The 17,854-nt window shown below is 48.0% G+C and carries 17 protein-coding genes and 1 pseudogene; 8 read left to right on the top strand and 10 right to left on the bottom strand.

Features of this window, described 5'->3' with window-relative positions; translation table 11 throughout:
- Positions 1-44 precede the first annotated feature (44 nt).
- Positions 45-851, bottom strand: a complete 807-nt coding sequence (locus WIG73_RS09830) for an AraC family transcriptional regulator (protein ID WP_337400373.1) — start codon at positions 849-851, stop codon at positions 45-47.
- A 100-nt stretch (positions 852-951) separates the two neighbouring features.
- Between WIG73_RS09830 and WIG73_RS09825 the strand changes: the two genes are divergently transcribed.
- Both WIG73_RS09825 and WIG73_RS09820 read left to right on the top strand, forming a co-directional pair.
- Positions 952-1,698, top strand: coding sequence for an SDR family NAD(P)-dependent oxidoreductase (locus tag WIG73_RS09825; RefSeq protein WP_337400372.1), 747 nt, complete (start codon positions 952-954; stop codon positions 1,696-1,698).
- A gap of 5 nt (positions 1,699-1,703) precedes the next feature.
- A complete protein-coding gene (locus WIG73_RS09820; RefSeq protein ID WP_337400371.1) occupies positions 1,704-2,486 on the top strand; it encodes a type I 3-dehydroquinate dehydratase in 783 nt (260 codons plus the stop codon).
- Between the two features lie 41 nt (positions 2,487-2,527).
- Here WIG73_RS09820 and fba read toward each other — a convergent pair whose 3' ends face one another.
- The 8 genes and pseudogenes from fba to WIG73_RS09780 all read right to left on the bottom strand — a co-directional run bounded on the left by fba (position 2,528) and on the right by WIG73_RS09780 (position 9,242).
- Complete coding sequence (fba, locus tag WIG73_RS09815; protein ID WP_249310920.1) at positions 2,528-3,391, bottom strand: class II fructose-1,6-bisphosphate aldolase; 864 nt, start codon at positions 3,389-3,391, stop codon at positions 2,528-2,530.
- A 92-nt stretch (positions 3,392-3,483) separates the two neighbouring features.
- Entirely contained in the window at positions 3,484-4,221 is a 738-nt protein-coding gene (locus WIG73_RS09810; protein WP_337400370.1) for an alpha/beta hydrolase-fold protein, read from the bottom strand.
- Entirely contained in the window at positions 4,218-4,649 is a 432-nt protein-coding gene (locus tag WIG73_RS09805) for a DUF1893 domain-containing protein (protein ID WP_337400369.1), read from the bottom strand. Before WIG73_RS09805 ends, WIG73_RS09810 begins: the two co-directional genes overlap by 4 nt.
- Before the next feature lie 15 nt (positions 4,650-4,664).
- Positions 4,665-5,459 carry a sugar phosphate isomerase/epimerase family protein gene (locus tag WIG73_RS09800; RefSeq protein WP_337400368.1) on the bottom strand — a complete coding sequence of 265 codons (795 nt, stop codon included), beginning with the start codon at positions 5,457-5,459 and terminating at the stop codon, positions 4,665-4,667.
- A gap of 19 nt (positions 5,460-5,478) precedes the next feature.
- Positions 5,479-6,738: pseudogene (locus tag WIG73_RS09795) on the bottom strand (alpha-L-fucosidase); the annotation flags it as partial.
- A gap of 98 nt (positions 6,739-6,836) precedes the next feature.
- Positions 6,837-8,468: a PTS transporter subunit EIIC gene (locus WIG73_RS09790; protein WP_337400366.1), complete on the bottom strand. Its 1,632-nt coding sequence runs from the start codon at positions 8,466-8,468 to the stop codon at positions 6,837-6,839.
- A 13-nt stretch (positions 8,469-8,481) separates the two neighbouring features.
- A complete protein-coding gene (locus tag WIG73_RS09785) occupies positions 8,482-8,964 on the bottom strand; it encodes a PTS glucose transporter subunit IIA (RefSeq protein ID WP_249310926.1) in 483 nt (160 codons plus the stop codon).
- Between the two features lie 20 nt (positions 8,965-8,984).
- Positions 8,985-9,242 (bottom strand): HPr family phosphocarrier protein, encoded by a 258-nt coding sequence (locus WIG73_RS09780; protein WP_337400365.1) that lies wholly within the window; start codon positions 9,240-9,242, stop codon positions 8,985-8,987.
- Positions 9,243-9,406: 164 nt separating this feature from the next.
- Here WIG73_RS09780 and guaA point away from each other — a divergent pair, with 164 nt between their 5' ends.
- The 4 genes from guaA to WIG73_RS09760 all read left to right on the top strand — a co-directional run bounded on the left by guaA (position 9,407) and on the right by WIG73_RS09760 (position 13,399).
- Positions 9,407-10,939 (top strand): glutamine-hydrolyzing GMP synthase, encoded by a 1,533-nt coding sequence (guaA, locus tag WIG73_RS09775; protein WP_337400364.1) that lies wholly within the window; start codon positions 9,407-9,409, stop codon positions 10,937-10,939.
- Between the two features lie 56 nt (positions 10,940-10,995).
- The gene (gene azlC / locus WIG73_RS09770) at positions 10,996-11,712 is read left to right on the top strand and encodes an azaleucine resistance protein AzlC (protein WP_337400363.1); all 717 of its coding nucleotides are present in this window, start codon (positions 10,996-10,998) and stop codon (positions 11,710-11,712) included.
- Positions 11,712-12,038 (top strand): AzlD domain-containing protein, encoded by a 327-nt coding sequence (locus tag WIG73_RS09765; protein WP_177679421.1) that lies wholly within the window; start codon positions 11,712-11,714, stop codon positions 12,036-12,038. Before azlC ends, WIG73_RS09765 begins: the two co-directional genes overlap by 1 nt.
- Positions 12,039-12,208: 170 nt before the next feature.
- The gene (locus WIG73_RS09760) at positions 12,209-13,399 is read left to right on the top strand and encodes a coenzyme F420-0:L-glutamate ligase (RefSeq protein ID WP_337400362.1); all 1,191 of its coding nucleotides are present in this window, start codon (positions 12,209-12,211) and stop codon (positions 13,397-13,399) included.
- A 35-nt stretch (positions 13,400-13,434) separates the two neighbouring features.
- Here the strand turns inward: WIG73_RS09760 and WIG73_RS09755 are convergent, their stop codons facing one another.
- The gene (locus tag WIG73_RS09755; RefSeq protein ID WP_337400361.1) at positions 13,435-16,029 is read right to left on the bottom strand and encodes a copper amine oxidase N-terminal domain-containing protein; all 2,595 of its coding nucleotides are present in this window, start codon (positions 16,027-16,029) and stop codon (positions 13,435-13,437) included.
- Between the two features lie 170 nt (positions 16,030-16,199).
- On the opposite strand from WIG73_RS09755, the gene WIG73_RS09750 reads away from it, so the two are divergent.
- Positions 16,200-16,553, top strand: a complete 354-nt coding sequence (locus tag WIG73_RS09750; RefSeq protein WP_337400360.1) for a hypothetical protein — start codon at positions 16,200-16,202, stop codon at positions 16,551-16,553.
- Between the two features lie 113 nt (positions 16,554-16,666).
- The gene (locus WIG73_RS09745; RefSeq protein ID WP_337400358.1) at positions 16,667-17,851 is read left to right on the top strand and encodes a DUF4474 domain-containing protein; all 1,185 of its coding nucleotides are present in this window, start codon (positions 16,667-16,669) and stop codon (positions 17,849-17,851) included.
- Positions 17,852-17,854: the final 3 nt, after the last annotated feature.

The raw sequence follows: 17,854 nt of genomic DNA, 5'->3' as shown, positions 1-17,854 counted from the left end.
ATATAATCTGATAAAGTACAACCTTTTTCGGCAAGAAAATGTGCTTAATCCCAACTTAAACGCCGGCAGGCAGACGGCGTTGTGCCTGTGACATGAAAAAACACCTTTCTAAAATAGGAGGAGTTGCAAAAGCCGCACTTGGCGCTGACCTCCTCAATGGTGACCGCAGGATTTTCAATAAGATACTGCATGGAACGGCGCACCGCAATTTTATTTTTATATTCCATAGGAGGCATTCCCATATTATGTTTAAACAGATAATAAAACCGGGATTCGCTGAAGTTACAGAGTTTTGCCAGCATGCCCACGGTAATGGGGCGGTTAAAATTTTGCTCAATATAGGTTACCGCCGCTCTTACGGATTCGTCAATGGGGCGCGCCATTTCAAAATCTGCAGCGGTAAACACAGCGTGGCACAGGGCGTAAAACTTCGCAACCGCGTCAAAAACTTCAAACCCATTTTTTGCGCAGTGTTGAATAATCCCGCTGAAAAGGTCTTCAATATTTTCCTTACCCGTGTCCACACATTCAATCTGCTGCAGCGGATAGGTACGAAACCTGAGCGGGTCATTTTGAGGCGCAAAAGTAAAATGGATGCTGGAAAACACCGCGCCTGGGTTGCCGCGCCACTGGGCCACATAGGTTTCTCCCATTGGCAGGAGAAACATGTCTCCGCTCTTCAGCCTCAGCGTTCCGGTTTTTCCGTCCATAAAAAGCGTTCCGTCATGAATACGGCAAATGGTGTAAAACGGCCGCGGAAGCTTTGAAAAATCGTCAATTTCCAGTTTGCTTTGGCGGTGGTATTTCTCCGCTTTAAAATAAAGGGGAACGGGAATATTGTGCATATCCATAAATAGCCCTCCTCAGTAGAATTATGTTGTTTTCTGATATTATACTATCTTTTTTTCTGTTTGTCAATTTCATATAATGAAGAAAAAGGAGGCGTGTAACATGCAATTTCAAAACAAGACTGTGCTGATTTCCGGCGGTGCTTCCGGCATGGGTCTGCTGTGCGGACAGTGCTTTGCCCGCCAAGGGGCTAACGTGGTGTTGGCAGACATAAACGAGCAGGCGCTGAAAGAAAAAACCGCTGAAATTACGGCTTTCGGCGGCAAGGCGGCATTTGCCGTGTGCGATGTGCGGGACTACGCGCAGGTAACGGCCGCCTGTGAAACCGCGGTGAGCGTCTTTGGCGCTGTCGACATTTTAATCAACTGCGCCGGCGGCGCGGAAACAAGGGTGTTAAACCACCACGAGGAGTTTAAAGATATGCCCATTTCTGTTTATGACTGGGGCATCGACGTGAATTTAAAAGGCCAATTCTATTTTGACCACGCTGCAATGAAACAAATGGCAAAGCAAAAGCAGGGTGTTATCATAAACATTGGCTCCATCACGGGAGAGGAGGGATGCTCGGCCAACGTGGCCTATTCCACCGCCAAAAGCGGCGTGATGAACGGGCTTACAAAGTCGCTGGCACGGTATGGAGCGCAATATAATGTGCGGGTTGTTTGCGTGTCTCCCGGCCCGGTGCTCACCCGCCCGGGCATGGCATCTATGAAAACACTTCAGGGCCGGGCGGCGCAGCCCCAGGAGGTGGTAGACTTTATTTTATACCTTGCCTCCGACAAGGCGGCGTTCATAACAGGCACAAATCATTTTATTGACGGCGGAAGATATGCCATGGAAAGGAGATAAAAAACATGAAACCATCATTTTTAGGCCATAGCAGACCTCTGCTGACCTGCATGCTTCAAGTAGAAACGCCGGAATGCGCCATTGCGCAAATTCGAAACGCCGTGTTTGACGGGGCCGACGCTTTTGGTTTTCAAATTGAAAAGCTAAAGCCGGAGTTTCGAAACGCTGAAACCTATCAAACCGTGTTTTCCTATATGGAGGACAAACCGGTTTACATCACCAACTACCGCCACAGCCACAGCAAAAACGTAACGGATGATGCACGGGCAGCAGAGCTTATAACAGCACTCGACGCCGGCGCGTCGCTGGTAGACGTGATGGGCGATTTTTATGACCCCGCGCCTTTTGAGCTTACAAAAAATAAAAGCGCAATTGAAAAGCAGAAAAAACTGATTGACGCCATTCATCAAAGGCAAGGCGAGGTGTTAATGTCTTCCCATGTGCTTGAATTCCGAAAAGCAGAACAGGTGCTTGAAATCGCAAAAGAACACGAAAGGCGCGGTGCGGATATTTCAAAAATTGTAACAGCGTCCAATACAGAAGAAGAAATGCTGGAAAATTTGGTCGCTACCGCCGCTTTAAAAAAAGAATTAGGCATTCCGTTTTTATTTCTGTCTGGCGGAAGATTCTGCAAAATGCACCGCATGATTGGCCCTATGCTGGGCTGTGTGATGTATTTATGCGTGCAGGCCCACGACGGGCTTTCCACCAAAGAACAGCCTGTTTTAAAAAGCGTGAAAGCGGTTGTGGATAATTTTGACTGGAAGCCATACCGTAAAATGACATAAAAATAAGCGGCGCTAAAAAAGCGCCGCTTATAGTTTTTTAATTATGCCTTGTTTACAGAGCCGAACAGTTCCATTTTTTCTTTCACTGTGGCTTTAATTGCTTCTGTTCCGGGGGCCAACAGCTTTCTTGGGTCAAATCCCTTGCCCTCTAAATCCTTGCCGGCTTCCACATATTTTCTGGTGGCTTCTGCAAAGCTTAACTGACATTCTGTGTTCACGTTGATTTTAGAAACTCCCAGCGAAATTGCTTTTTGAATCATGTCCGCCGGAATACCTGTGCCGCCGTGCAGAACTAACGGCATGGGAGAAGTTTCCTCGCTGATTTTTTCCAGCACGTCGAACCGGAGTCCCGTCCAGTTTTCAGGATATTTCCCGTGGATGTTGCCAATGCCGGCAGCCAGCATATCAACGCCCAAATCGGCAATCATTTTGCACTCGGCAACGTCTGCAACCTCGCCGCCGCCGACAACGCCGTCTTCCTCGCCGCCGATGGAGCCAACCTCAGCTTCCACAGAAAGACCTTTTTCGTGCGCCAGGCGGATGACCTCTTTGGTCTTTTCAATGTTTTCTTCAATGGAATAGTGGGAACCGTCGAACATAACAGACGAAAAGCCCGCTTCAATGACCTTTAATGCGTGCTCAAAGCTTCCATGGTCTAAATGGAGCGCAACGGGAACGGTAATCCCCAGTTCTTCAATCATGCCCTTTACCATTCCTACAACGGTTTTGTAGCCGCACATATATTTTCCCGCGCCTTCCGACACGCCTAAGATAACCGGCGAATTACATTCCTGCGCCGTTAATAAAACTGCCTTCGTCCACTCTAAATTATTAATGTTAAACTGGCCCACTGCATATTTTTCTTTTTTTGCCTTTAAAAGCATTTCCTTTGCGCTAACTAACATTTTGTTTCCTCCTATTGCACATCATAATTTTATGATTTCTATTCTATGGAATATTATACATATTTTAATAGAATTTGTCAAGAAAAACACAATCAATAGTGTCGACGGATAAAATCCACAACCGTCGAAATGTCCGGCAGACCGTGGGGATGGTGGTCGCCTCCCTTTTTCATGTAAACTTCAATTTCCCCGCCGTTTTCTTTATAATATTTTTCTAAAAGCGCGCCGTTTTCGCAGTATGGCACAGTTTTGTCGCTGTCACCTGAAACCAAAATAATCGGGATTTTATGCTGAAGCAAAATGTGGGCCATGTCGATTGGGTGGTCCCGGCGGCAAATCAGCTCCGAGCGGGAAATGCCTTTTGCCGCGTAAAATTCGTTCCAAAAGCTCTCACCCGCCTCCTTTGACGACGGCGACAGCCCCATATAGGCCGGGCAACTGAGCAAATTCATCACTGGCGCGTCTAAATACATCACCGAAACCATTTCGGGGTGTGCGGCAGCAAGATATACCGAATGCAGCCCGCCGCAGCTCATGCCCACCGCTGCACAGGAAGCGCAAAAACCAAACTCGCGTGTTAAAAATTTTGATAGCGCAAACTTTTTTTCATAGTCGTCACTGTGCCCCCACCGTGTGGTATTTTTTAAATATACCAAATTGTAGCCCTGACGCATGAGCGCAAGTTCCGTTTCGGGAAACGCGTCGAAATATTCGGCTTTTAACAGCCATTTGTCCGTTCTGTTTTCCTCTTCTGCAAAAACAACAGTTGTTTCTCTGCCCTCAAAGTCAAAGTCGAATCGTTTAAATCCGTTCCATTCACTTTGTTTCATGCCTGAGTTCCCTCCTTATTTCTCATTTCTTTCAGCTTTTCGCAAAGCAGGCAATAGGCGGTTTCCGCGTCGTCTGTTTCAAGCACGGTTTCCTCCATGGGGCACATGCCGTCGCCCCGCCGGTTTACAATGTAGGGCACCAGTTGGCCGTAGGAGTAGTTTACGCCGTGTGCGTCGAACACCTTTTTTGCGTGCTCGCTCATCACCTGGCCGTAAACGCGCCTGGCGCCCATCTTTAAAAACAGCAGCGCCGCAGATTTGCCCACAACCTTGTCCGCTGCCTCCCGGGCCTTGTCTTGGCTTTTTATGATAAAATCCATCAGGGGTGCAATCCCGCTTTTTTTGCTTTGAAACACCGTTCCGTCTTCCGACAAAATCACACAGGAATACCCTCCCTGCTGCAGTAATTGTTTCACATGAAATTCCATTTTATCCTCCCGCTATTATCGTTTTGTCAGCGGTCTGCGCTCCATCAGCTCCTGTGCGTTCTGCACAAAATCCTCAGGAGTGAGCCTGCCCATTTTCAGCTCATACATCAGCGGACCGTTGTAGCCCGCGTTGTCCAATGCGTCCATCAATTCCGGCCAGTTGATGCTGCCCCGCCCCGGAAGCCAATGCCGCTCGTCGATAAAATCATAGTCGGAAACATGAGTTGTAATGATTTTTCCGCCAACGCGCTCGATAAACGCCGAAATATCCTCCCCAAGCAAATGGTTGGTGTCGAAGCACACATATAAATTCTCGTGGGCGGAAATCAGCTCAAAAATTTCGTCCGAGTTTTTTCCCAAACAGGTTCTGGGCAAATCTTCCACCGCAATACGCACCCCCATTTGCTGGGCAAAGCCTGCCAGCTCCGCCAGGCTCTTTTTAGCGTTTTTCATGGCAGCAGGCCTGTCCGCATCTAAAATTGGCTCGGAGCTTGCGTGAATTACATAAACACCCGCCCCCGTAACAGACGATTTTGCCATAACATTTTTAAAATTTTTCACTGCCGCCTGCCGCACTGATTCGTCTAACTGGGCAGGATTTGATTCCATAGAAAACGGCAGATGAACGGAAAACAGTTCGACCCCCGTGCTGTCTGCCCCGCGTTTTAAGGCCGCCCAGTCAATGCCGCTATACGCATTGCAGGGAAACGACAGTTCCATTTTGCAAACGCCTGCTTTGGCGTATTTTAAAAAGTCCTCCGGGCAAATCAATTCTCCGCAGGTGGACATGCCGATTGCATATTGTTTCATGTCTTAACCCCTTTCTGCATTATAAAATAATATTTGTGTCCGTTTGTTCAAGTTTCCCCAGCATTTCGTCCAAATTCTCAAACTCTAACCTGAGTACAATCACTTCTCCTGCCAGCTTGTTCACCGGAATTTCCATTACATGAAGATATTCCGCCTCTGCTCCGCCGGCAAAAAAATAAAAGGGCATGTAGGCAAGCTCACAGTTTAATTCCTGCCCATTGTTCAGCACCACCGCACTTTTGGGAAGAACGCTGATGGGCTTTAGCGCAAGCCCATCCGACTCGGCCGGCGCAGGCAGATGAATATACAAAAAGTTATCTTTTTTCGTCACTGTAACATCGTTAATCGCCTGGTTAATCCCAACGTCAACCAGCTTCGCTCCGAAATAGCTTTCCGAAACACGGTGAAACCAGCTTCCCACCTGTTTGAGGGTTTCTTCCGTTTGTTTTGGCAAATAACCCCGTGCATCGGGGCCAACGTTTAACAAATAGTTTCCCCCTTTGCACATTACCGCGTCAATGGCGCTTTCTAAAAACAGGTGGGACAAATAGTCCTCATTTCTGCGAAAGCCCCAGCTCTCCCTGCCTACGGACTGGCAGGCCTCGGTAAGCCCTGAAAAGGATTTGTTCTTCGGCACTTCCCGCTCCGGCGTGCTGTAGTCCCCGGCTGAATACCCACGGTCGTTAATCAAAATGCCGGGCATAAGCTTTCTTACATACTCGTTCACCGACTCGTCTTGATGAACCGGCGGAATGTCCCAAAACAGTGCGGAAATCTCCCCGTATCTGCCGCCTAACAGCTCCGTCATCTGGTCTTTTATGTAATCTTTATAGGCTTCCTCGTCCGGCGTGTCACCCGCATTCGGCTCTGCCAGCTGGTGGTCGCCGCCGTAGTTGACCGAATATGGGCAGTTCCAGTCGGGCACGGAATAATAAATTCCAAGTTTTAACCCATATTTTTTACAGCTTTTTGCTACCTCGGCTAAGATATCTTTCCCATAGGGGGTATGCATTACGTTATAATCCGAAAATTTTGTGTCCCACATACAAAACCCGTCGTGGTGCTTTGCAGTGAACACAACATACTGCATCCCCGCCTCCTTTGCCAAAGACAGCCACCGGTCGGGGCTATAGCCCTCGGGGTTAAATTGGTCTTTATATTTTATATACTCCTGCTTTGAAATTCCCCTTCTCCACTGCTCCTGCTCGTGCCAGCCGCCCACAGAATAAATTCCCCAGTGGACAAAAAGGCCGAACCGCTCGTCTTGAAACAGCATGGCGCACTTCCTTTCTGTTTTTTACGAAACAAGTATATCACAACCGTTCCTTTTTTTCAATAAAAAAAGCGCGGGCTTTTTCGCCCGCGCATATCGCTCTTTTATTCTTCATCCACTTCTTCGATGTGGCCTAAATAGTCTTCTAATTCACTTTTTATAACCGTGACCCTGGGGCCGTAAATTACCTGAATTCCGTTGCCCTTTTTAATAATGCCCGAGGCGCCTGTGGCGCGCAGCGCAGCGTCATTTACCTTGTCTGGCTCTTTCACCGTAATTCTCAGCCTGGTGGCGCAGCAGTCAATGTCTGAAAGGTTGTTCTTGCCGCCCAGACCCTCTAAAATATTTGCTGCGCGAACGCTTTTCTCTTCTTTCTCCTCCGCTTTGCCTCCCTTTTCCTTTTTGGCGTTATAATCTTTTCTGGTATAGAGCTTGGTTTCCTCGTCAAGCTCCTCGCGGCCCGGCGTTTTGTAATTAAACTTGCGAATCATGAATCCAAACAGGAAGTAGTAGATAATGAAATACACAATCCCCACAATCACAATATAAATCCAGTTGGTTTTCGCGTTGCCGGGCAGAATACCAAACAGCAAAAGGTCGATAAATCCGCCGGAGAAGGTCATGCCCACCGCCACGTTAAACACATGCATCAGCATGAACGAAAGCCCGGCCAAAATACAGTGCACCACATACAGCAGCGGCGCTACAAACAGAAATGTGAACTCAAGCGGTTCGGTAATACCTGTCAAAAACGAGGTCAGCGCCGCGCCGAACAAAAGGCCGCCCGCCGCTTTCCGTTTGTCTTTCCGTGCGCACTGGTACATTGCCAGCGCGGCGCCGGGAAGACCGAACATCATAAATGGGAACTTACCGGTCATAAACCGGCAGGCGTCCACGCTGAACCGCGTGGTGTTGGGCGACGCAAGCTGCGCAAAAAAGATGTTCTGCGCACCGGCAATGTTCGCCCCGTCAATCATCATGGTGCCGCCGAGTCCCGTCTGCCAGAACGGCAGATAGAACACGTGATGCAGGCCGAACGGAATTAAGGCACGCTCAATGATACCGTAAATCCACGTTCCGGCATATCCGCTTTTTGTTACCAAGTCTCCTAGTGCGTAAATCCATTTCTGGATGACCGGCCAGAGGAAGAACATTACCACGCCGACTAAAATGTAAACAATGGTGGAAATAATGGGGATAAACCTTGTACCTCCAAAAAACGAAATGGCGTTTGGCAGCTCAATTTTATAAAACCTGTTGTGCAGCCAGGCTACGCCCAAACCAACAATAATACCGCCGAACACGCCCATTTCTAAAGACTCAAGCCCCAAAACGCTGCCCGTCGCGCCCTCCTGAAGCGTATCAATCCGTCCGGTTAGGGTTAACAGCGTGGCAATGGTCATGTGCATAACCAAAAACGCCACTGCTGCAGAAAGGGTTGCAATTTCCTTTTCCTGCTTTGCCATTCCTAAGGCTACGCCCATGGCAAAAATCAGCGGCAGGTTGCCAAAGATAACATTACCCGTTGCCGCCATAATGGAGAGAATGATGTTTAAAACCGTTCCCTCGCCCAAAAGCCATCCTAAATTGTAAAGCTCAATCGTCGTTGGGTTGGAAAACGACGAACCAATGCCCAATAACAGTCCCGCCACAGGCAGAAGCGCAATTGGGAACATGAATGAGCGCCCGACTCTCTGCAATACGCCGAAAGCGCCCCCGTTACCAGATTTGCTCATAATAAATCTCTCCTTATATTTTCTTATAGGTAAACAGCACATCTTTTCCCGCGTGCATGGTTCCTGAATTGGTTTTCACAACTTCCGTCTTTTCCGGTTCTGTCAGCAGCACCGGCGTTTCAAGGGGAAGGCCGTGTTTCTTTAACAGCTCTAAGTCCACCTGGGCAATTTTGTCCCCGGCCTTTACATGGTCGCCGTCAGACACAAAAACAGAAAAACCCTCGCCCTTTAAATTCACTGTGTTCACGCCAATGTGCAGCAATAGGTCTGTGCCATCGTCGGTTGTAATGCAAAAAGCGTGCTTTGTGTCAGTTACGTCTGCCACCACCCCGTCAACAGGGCTTAATACCTCGCCGCCGTCAGGCAAAACAGCCGCGCCGTCGCCCAGCATTTTTTCGGCAAACGCCTCGTCAGGCACGTCGGACAGTGCCGTAGCCACGCCGTTCATCGGGGCATAAACCGGAATTTCTTTATTCTTTTTTAAAGCGCCAAACATTGTTTTTCCTCCTGTTTTTATTAAAGGTTTTCACGAAAATAAGCAGACAGTTTATCCGCCGCGGCTTTCTCGCCCTCGCCGGATACCTCAACCGTAACCGTGTCGCCGCACTTAACGGCAAGCGCCATCAGCGTGAATATTTTTTTTAAGTCGGCGGTTTTGCCGTCTTTTTTCATCACAACCGCGCAGGGCATCTTCCGCGCCAGCTTTACCAGCGCCCCGGCAGGCCGGGCATGAATTCCCGTTTCGTCTTGAATGGTATAGGAAAACTGCGTCATAATTTTGTTTCTTCCTTTTAAAATGGTATTCTTGTAAATATTATGTACGCCCCGTTTTTCTTTTATACGGCTTGTCCGCACTTTTTCTTGACGGTGTTTGCAAAATGTAGTATAATTTTTTTGTAAAAAAATTTTTAAATCCCATTTTATCGGAGGTTTTTTCATTGGAACATGAATTGGTAATCGTATTAGACTTCGGAGGACAGTATAACCAGCTTATCGCCCGCCGGGTGAGGGAATGCGGCGTTTACTGTGAAATTTTGCCGTATAAAACAAATCTCAGCGAGCTTGCCGCAAAAAAACCGAAGGGCATTATTTTAACAGGCGGGCCCAACAGCGTTTACGACGAAACATCCCCCACCTATTCAAAGGAGCTGTTTTCCTTAGGCGTTCCGGTTCTGGGTATTTGCTACGGCTGCCAGCTCATGGCGCATCTTTTGGGCGGGACGGTTTCCCACGCGGAAACGCGGGAATATGGCAAAACAGATTTAACACTTTTAAACAGCCCCCTCTTTACTGGCATCGAGAAAAACACCTTATGCTGGATGAGCCATACGGACTATATCGAAAAAATTCCTGAAGGCTTTTCGGTCTGTGCAAAAACCAACGGCTGCCCTGTCGCGGCAATGGAAAACCGGGATAGAAAGCTCTACGGCGTTCAGTTCCATCCTGAAGTGCTGCACACTCCTCGGGGCACAAAAATGTTCAAAAACTTTTTAATGGAGGTTTGCCATCTGTCAGGCGACTGGACTATGTCGGGCTACGCAAAAGAGGCAATTGCCTCCTTAAGAGAAAAAATCGGCAGTAAAAAAGTGCTGTGCGCCCTGTCCGGCGGCGTGGACTCCTCTGTTGCCGCAGTTTTAATTCACAAGGCGGTAGGCAAACAGCTTACCTGCATTTTTGTCGACCACGGCCTGCTACGCAAAAACGAAGGCGACGAGGTGGAAGAAATTTTCCGCCGCCAGTATGACATTAATTTAATTCGCGTGAACGCCCAGGACAGATTTTTGAATAAGCTTGCCGGCGTTACAGAGCCGGAAATGAAGAGAAAAATTATCGGAGAGGAATTCATTCGTGTATTTGAAGATGAGGCTAAAAAAATCGGTTCTGTGGACTTTTTGGTTCAGGGCACCATCTACCCCGACGTGGTGGAAAGCGGTGCAGGCGACGCGGCGGTGATTAAAAGCCACCACAACGTTGGTGCACTGCCTGACGTGGTGGATTTTAAAGAAATTATTGAACCCTTAAGAAGCCTGTTTAAAGACGAGGTGCGAAAGCTAGGCTTAGAACTTGGCATACCCGATCATCTTGTGTGGCGTCAGCCTTTCCCGGGGCCGGGCCTTGCAGTGCGCATTATCGGCGATATTACGAAAGAAAAGGTATCCATTTTACAGGATGCTGACTTAATTTTCCGCGAAGAAATCGCAAAAGCTGGCTTAGACCGGGATATTCACCAATATTTTGCCGTGCTCACCAACATGCGCAGCGTGGGCGTTATGGGCGACGGCAGAACGTATGACTACACCCTAGCTCTCCGCGGCGTAACCACCCAAGACTTTATGACAGCTGACTGGGCAAGAATTCCTTATGATGTTTTAGAAAAGGTTTCCAGTAGGATTATAAATGAAGTAAAAAGCATTAACCGCATTGTTTACGACATTACCAGCAAACCCCCGGCAACGATTGAGTGGGAATAGATGATTAAACCCAAACGTATAATATCCATTGAAACGAGGTAAAAATTCAAACGAATATGAACAGAACAAAATTGAAAATAAAAGCGGCCCGCAATGCGTTCCGGGCCGCTTTTCCCCACACCCTACCAATTTTGGCGGGGTTTCTGTTTTTGGGAATGACCTATGGCATTTATATGAATGTGTCAGGCTTTCATTTTGCATATCCTATGGTGATGAGTCTGATTATTTTTGCAGGCTCCGTTGAGTTTGTGGCCGTAAATATGCTCATGGGCACGTTTAACCCCATGCAGGCTTTTTTCGTGACGTTTTTAATTAATGCCCGGCACCTGTTTTACGGCATTTCCATGCTGGACAAGTTTAAGGGAACGGGTTGGAAAAAGCCGTATCTAATTTTCGGCATGTGCGACGAAAGCTTTTCCATCAATTACACTGCAAACATTCCAGCCGGCATTGACCGCGGCTGGTTCATGTTTTTTGTAACGCTTTTAAACCATTTCTATTGGTTTGCAGGGGCCACCTTGGGCGGTATTTTTGGCTCTTTTCTCCGATTTAATACCGAGGGGTTGGAATTTGTGATGACCGCTATGTTCGTGGTGATTTTTTTAGAACAATGGGCAAAAGAAAAAAACCACACCGCATCTTTGCTGGGACTTGGGATTTCCCTGTTGTGCCTGATTATTTTTGGAAGTAATAATTTTATGGTTGTTTCTCTGCTTGCCATTTTGGCTGTGCTGACGGTTATCCGGCAGCCGCTGGAAGGGGGTAGCATTTAATGACGCTTGAGCAGCAAATAATTACCATCTCTATGGTGGTGCTGGCCACCGTAGCCACTCGTTTTTTGCCATTTCTCCTTTTTCCAGCCGGAAAGGAAACGCCAAAGTACATTATATATTTGGGAAAGGTGCTGCCCGGCGCGGTGTTTGGCCTGCTGGTCGTCTATTGCTTAAAAGATGTTTCCATTTTTACTGCCAGCCATGCCCTGCCGGAGTTGATTGCCATTTTGACAACCGTTTTTGTCCATTTATGGAAACGGCAAATGCTCTTGTCCATTGCAGCGGGCACCCTTTGCTATATGCTGCTTGTTCAGTTTGTGTTTTAAAAAGGTACCTATGAAAACGGTCTATCCAGCATGAAAAGCTTTTTTAAAGATCGGATCTGTGCCGTTTTTTTGCTGTGCAGTTTCTTTTTTCTTGAAATCGCGGCCAATTTCTGGTATAATATTTTTTGGTTTGATTTTACGCAATAAAAAACGGAAGGGTTGAAAAAGATATGGAGAGAAAAACAGGAACAGTTTCAAGAGGCATTCGGTGCCCCATCATCCGCCAGGGGGACAATCTTGCACAAATCGTCTGCGACAGTGTTTTAGAAGCTTCTAAAAGCGAAGGGTTTTCCCTTCGTGAAAAAGATGTAATCGGCGTTACAGAGTCTATTGTGGCAAGAAGCCAGGGAAATTATGCAACGGTAAACGCCATTGCAAAGGACGTTAAAACAAAGCTTGGCGGCGGTACCATTGGTGTTATTTTCCCCATTCTTTCAAGAAACCGGTTTGCCATTTGCTTGCGGGGAATTGCAATGGGCGCAAAAAAAATTGTGCTTCAGCTCAGCTACCCCAGCGACGAGGTAGGCAACCGCTTAATTTCCCTTGACAAAATAGACGAAGCGGGCGTAAACCCTTACAGCGATGTTTTAAGCCTTGCAGACTACCGCAGGCTGTTTGGCGACAACAAGCACGAGTTCACCGGTGTGGACTATGTAGACTATTACGGCCGGATTATTCGGCAAGCCGGCGCGGAGTGCGAAATTATTTTTGCAAATCAGCCTCAGGCCATTTTAGACTACGCCGATTGTGTTCTTGCCTGCGACATTCATTCAAGACAACGCACAAAACGGATTTTGCTGAAAAGCGGTGCGAAAACGGTTTGCGGCTTAGACGATATTTTAAACGCTTCGGTAGACGGCAGCGGCTTTAACGAACGGTTTGGCCTGCTTGGCTCGAACAAATCCACAGAGGACACCATTAAACTGTTCCCCAACGACTGCAGGGACTTTGTGTTGGAAACGCAACGGTTGATTTGTGAGGCCGCAGGCGTTCACGTTGAGGTAATGGTGTATGGCGACGGCGCGTTTAAAGACCCCCAGGGGCACATCTGGGAACTGGCAGACCCTTGCGTTTCCCCGGCATTTACCGACGGGTTAATTGGCACGCCCAATGAGCTGAAATTAAAATATTTGGCGGACAACGAGTTTAAAGATTTAAGCGGCGACGAGTTAAAAGCGGCAATTTCTAAAAGCATTCAGGAAAAAGATGCAAACCTGGTGGGCAGCATGGCCTCACAGGGCACAACACCCAGACAGCTTACCGACTTGATTGGCTCTTTGTGCGATTTAACCAGCGGCTCCGGCGACAAGGGGACTCCGGTGGTTTTGGTTCAGGGATATTTCGATAACTACACAAACTAAAATATGAGCGTCTGCTTAAAAAGCAGGCGCTCTTTTTAAAATATTGCGTCAACCGCGGCTGTTTTTGTGTTTTCGTCCCAGTCCACCGTGCAGCCAAGCTGTTCGGAGATGAACCGCATGGGAACCATTGTTTTGTCGTTTTCAATATAGGGCGCCACGTCCATCTCCACTGCCACACCGTCTGCAAAGGCGGTTTTGCTTCCAATGTTTAATTCAATGCTGCGGCCGCCCTTCTCTGCTGACACGGTACCTGTGGCCCCGTTCCAGCCAACACTTGCTCCAAGCTTTTCAAAAAACAGACGAATTGGCACCATGGTGCGGTCTTGTGAAATTTTCGATTGCGTGAGAAACGACAGAAGCTCGCCGTTTAACTGAACGCGTACCAGCCCCGCCTGGGTGGGTACATCAAAGGAAAACTGCTCAAATTTTGTGCTGACAAAAAGCCTGTCCCCCACTCTGCTTACCTTTAAAAGTTCTAAAAAATTGCTTGGCAGAGCAATATCCGTCCAGTTTACCCCGTCTGGGGACACAGACAAAATGTTTTCCGTGTTCTTATCGGTAAGGGATGTCTGCCAGGACTTTTTATAGTAGAACACGCCGTCTGTGCTGAAAATTTCTTTTGGCGTTTCCCCTTCGAACACAATTGGAATGTCTTTTTCCTCCTTGCGCTCATAAAACGTACTGCCCTTTTTAACCAATAAATATTTTCCATTCCAAACAGGAGTTTCCTCCACCGGTTCAAACGTTTCAAGGTTATCTGTGCGGTACGCCTTGTCTGATTGCACATAAAGCGTTTTTCCGTCGCTTAAAAATCCGAAAATATAGTCCGGAAACGTTTTTTGTCCCGTTACGTTCATGGAACCGTCTAAAAAATAAACCGTATTTTTCCGATTTTTATTCATAATAGAATTTCCAAAATCGTCCCATCCGCAAAATCTGGCGGCATAGCCAGCGCCTGTTTTCACAAGACTGATATGATTGCTTTCCGCTTCAAACAGCGTCCGGGTTGTTTCGGGTAAAATTACTTCGTTCCATACGGCTGCATCTTCATCGAAGCGTAAAAGCGCACCGTTTTCCCACTTCATCGTTTCCGCGCCGGTGAAAAACACGTCCTTGTTCGTTTGTGTCTGCATGTAGGATGGAAAGGGGGAATATTCCCTGGGCTGTAAATGCTTTACCGTGTCAATTCGGATTGAGTTTGCCTGTCCGCCAAAGTTATTTGTAGGCAAAATTACGTCTAAAACATATTCCTTCGTTTCCCCCGGCCCAACTTCTGCACTGAACATGCAGGCATCTGTCTGTTCTCCCCACGTAATTTCCTTGCTGATGGCAAAGGGATTTTCCGGTTCTAAGGTAAAGGGGTTTAACATGGTTCCGTCTTTGTCCCGCGCGATTACAATGTTGCTGGTGCAGGAGCTTTTAATATAGTAATTCAACGTGCGGGGAATGCTGTCCCGGTTTTCAATGGCAAGGCGGTAGCGGTTGGTCACGCCGAAATTGCCCAGGTTAAACTGAAAGTTTGGATTGGGCGGATTGTTTTTATCCAGCGTTTCCGAGGTAAACGCATTGGGCACATGCTCGTCAGCCGTCCAGGGGAGCGACGGGTCGTAGCCCGCCGTATCAAAGTGGTAAAGATCCATTTGCCAAACGTTGTCCCGCTGGGATTGCGGCACGCTTCTGCCGTAGTAGGCAAGCTTGCTGTCGTCTTCATAGGTCAGCGAAAGCATGTCCGAACCCGCGGCGGTGTTTTTGCTCACCATATATTCATCCCGGCTGGGATTGATGTTGGTCGTCCAAAATGGCGTCACGTTGCCCTCGGGATGGTATTGGTTAAAAACCTCTGCCGGCACAGGTTCACCGTTCGGCGTGTCTTTGTCAATGCTTATCTGAATGTCAGTCTCCACAATTGGCAGCGTTTCTTTGTCAATGCCCTTCACCGTGTTGTCGCGCACATATTTCCCCGGCGCGGCGTTTGGATCGTGGCTGCTGCGGTCGCCCAGAGTTTTTGTGTGCTTCAGCGCCGCAAAATTCACATCCGCTCTGCCGGATACAATTGTGAAGTCAATGAGCATGTTAAAGGTCGCCTCGGGCTTTAAAGCTTCATAGTTGTAAAGATACCGGCTGGCCCAGTCGTTTTCCCCGCTGTATAATGAAAACTCTGCCGGCACATTTTTCGCTCCCGCAAAGGCCACGTGCTGTTCGTTTCCGGCAAGGGAGCGAATGTTTACGCCCAAATAGTCGGGCCATGCGCCCAAACAGTCCCAAAACTCTACGCCCTGAGGGGTGTAGTAACCAATGGAATTAATTTTGATCACCGCGCCGTTTTCCGACGTAAATTCCACATCAGGCTCAATGTCGAAACCCGCAAAGTTATAAAAGCAGAAAAAGACGGAATAGTTGTCCGGACCCAAATCCTCATTCTTCATCAGATACGTTGGACTGGGGTTATCCGTGCTGGAAAGCTCTGTTTTCGTAACCGCTTCAGGATTGTTACAGTAGATAAACTGTCCCCCGCCGGCCTTATGAAACCGGATGGGGATTGCCTTGGCATTCGCCGCAAATCCGCCGGGCACGCACAGCGCAAAAAGCATCAGCACCGCCATGGCTGCGTCAAACAGTTTCTTTCTCATTTTCCATCCTCCTTTATGCTGTTTTTGTTTCATTATATCACATTGCTATTACAGTTTCATGTCTGCCGTATTACGTTTCTGTCACGACAAAATTCGCCTAAAATATAAGCACACTCCGGCGGGATTCGGCATAACAATATAGTGTAACTAAAATTTTAGGAGTGATATTTATGACCGAAATGCAGTCATTAGAAATCAGAACTTGTCCAACGGTTAGCACACATTACACAACTGTAGGCGTGCCCGTGTCAATTGTTCCCTTTGCAAATCCTGGCACCATTTCCATTCAGTGCTGCGGAGCACCCGAAATCAGTGTGGGAACCGCTCCGGCAGGCGAAATTAACGGTTGCTGCGACTTTACCATTTCCCAGACTATGAGAATTGAAATCCCCATGGTATTCGGCGCCAGCGTCTTAATGGGTGAAACCCATGTAGAGTGCGGCGGCACAACGGGTGCTGCGGAAGGAAATTGCGGATGTGGTTGTGAAGACGCTGTGACAGCAGAGGAAGAAGAAACCGAATAGCGTTTTTTGTTCCACGCAATACCCCTGAAAACTATGATTTCAGGGGTATTGTTATGCGGCCCAATATCACTTTTGCTCCGTCTGAACTTCAGACGGCAGAAAGGAGAGTTTTTATGCCACTGCCGATTATCATTGCCATTTCAGCGGTTGCCGCTGTAGTGGTTATTTTAGTGCTGATTTGGCTCGTTAGAATCATTGCCTTTCGGCCAACGGCTGATAAAGCAAAGCAGCTAAAAGAACTAAATGACGATTTAGAACCTGCCGGTTTTGCCTATAACATGAAAGAAGACTATTTTTATTCTCTGAAAAACTGCTGGCAGCGGGAGGTCGGATATTGCAGGCTTTATGATGAAGGTTCGCCGTTTTTCAACATGATAATGGACTGCGAGCCCATCACCTTTTCCTACGGCGGAAAGCGCTGGTTAATTGAGCTGTGGAAAGGCCAGTATGGTATTACCACAGGTGCAGAAATTGGAATTTATAACACCATGCGCGAAGACATACACTCCGAAAAATTTACCGGAACGTTTTATGAACCCATTAGCGACGCAGAGCAAATGGATCTTTCCTTTGTCCTGCGAAAAAACGGAAAAGTGCTGCTAAAAAGAAAAGGCCTGCACTGGTGGCTCACCGCATTTAAGCTGGGCGAATTTTCAGAAACAAATACCTTAACCATGGAGGCCAAAATTAAGTTTCCCAACCGTGCAATGTGCTGGGCGTTTGTCAACGGCTTAATGCGGACTGGCTACCGCCCCCAGGAGTTTTCCATTCATTTTAAAACGGTTACAATTTATTTTGACAAGCCCCATTCCCCGCAGCCTGTGACCCAGGAGGGAATTCAGGAAGACGTTGTTCAGGGCGTGAACAAAAACAACTGCAAGCTTTATAACACCGTAACGTCGCGATATACCGACACGTTGGATAAGCTGGAATATTTAAAGGCATTTGCACCGGAGCTTTACGAAATTATGATGCACTCGCTGTATGCAAAGGGATTTTTCTCGGCGTTTGAATGGATCATCAAAATCATTCACGGGCACCGCCCGCCAAAACCACCCGAACCGCCAAAGCCTCCCTGTCCACCTTGTCCGCACCCGTGCCCGCCCTGCCCTCCGCAATGCCGTCCGTGCTGTCCGTGTCCGCCAAAGCCCCCCTGCCCTCCGCCGAAACCGCCCTGTCCCCCGACAGAGACCTGCACGGAGTCCCAACCGGCAGACGCGGAAACGCTGAGAAGAATTAACAGCCGGCAGAAGGCGCCCAGTGCGCACGAAAACAGCGGCCACAACAACGAGGTGTAGGCT

This window comes from Congzhengia sp., assembly GCF_037235575.1.
GTDB lineage: Bacteria > Bacillota > Clostridia > UBA1381 > UBA9506 > Congzhengia > Congzhengia minquanensis.
The sequence above is the reverse complement of the archived record's forward strand: the minus strand, read 5'-3'. Positions and strand labels throughout refer to the sequence as shown.

Bases quoted from the DNA above. Each gene is read 5' to 3' on its own strand.
- WIG73_RS09830 (WP_337400373.1), bottom strand. From the start codon at position 851: ATGGATATGCACAATATTCCCGTTCCCCTTTATTTTAAAGCGGAGAAA.
- WIG73_RS09825 (WP_337400372.1), top strand. From the start codon at position 952: ATGCAATTTCAAAACAAGACTGTGCTGATTTCCGGCGGTGCTTCCGGC.
- WIG73_RS09820 (WP_337400371.1), top strand. From the start codon at position 1,704: ATGAAACCATCATTTTTAGGCCATAGCAGACCTCTGCTGACCTGCATG.
- fba (WP_249310920.1), bottom strand. From the start codon at position 3,391: ATGTTAGTTAGCGCAAAGGAAATGCTTTTAAAGGCAAAAAAAGAAAAA.
- WIG73_RS09810 (WP_337400370.1), bottom strand. From the start codon at position 4,221: ATGAAACAAAGTGAATGGAACGGATTTAAACGATTCGACTTTGACTTT.
- WIG73_RS09805 (WP_337400369.1), bottom strand. From the start codon at position 4,649: ATGGAATTTCATGTGAAACAATTACTGCAGCAGGGAGGGTATTCCTGT.
- WIG73_RS09800 (WP_337400368.1), bottom strand. From the start codon at position 5,459: ATGAAACAATATGCAATCGGCATGTCCACCTGCGGAGAATTGATTTGC.
- WIG73_RS09790 (WP_337400366.1), bottom strand. From the start codon at position 8,468: ATGAGCAAATCTGGTAACGGGGGCGCTTTCGGCGTATTGCAGAGAGTC.
- WIG73_RS09785 (WP_249310926.1), bottom strand. From the start codon at position 8,964: ATGTTTGGCGCTTTAAAAAAGAATAAAGAAATTCCGGTTTATGCCCCG.
- WIG73_RS09780 (WP_337400365.1), bottom strand. From the start codon at position 9,242: ATGACGCAGTTTTCCTATACCATTCAAGACGAAACGGGAATTCATGCC.
- azlC (WP_337400363.1), top strand. From the start codon at position 10,996: ATGAACAGAACAAAATTGAAAATAAAAGCGGCCCGCAATGCGTTCCGG.
- WIG73_RS09765 (WP_177679421.1), top strand. From the start codon at position 11,712: ATGACGCTTGAGCAGCAAATAATTACCATCTCTATGGTGGTGCTGGCC.
- WIG73_RS09760 (WP_337400362.1), top strand. From the start codon at position 12,209: ATGGAGAGAAAAACAGGAACAGTTTCAAGAGGCATTCGGTGCCCCATC.
- WIG73_RS09755 (WP_337400361.1), bottom strand. From the start codon at position 16,029: ATGAGAAAGAAACTGTTTGACGCAGCCATGGCGGTGCTGATGCTTTTT.
- WIG73_RS09750 (WP_337400360.1), top strand. From the start codon at position 16,200: ATGACCGAAATGCAGTCATTAGAAATCAGAACTTGTCCAACGGTTAGC.
- WIG73_RS09745 (WP_337400358.1), top strand. From the start codon at position 16,667: ATGCCACTGCCGATTATCATTGCCATTTCAGCGGTTGCCGCTGTAGTG.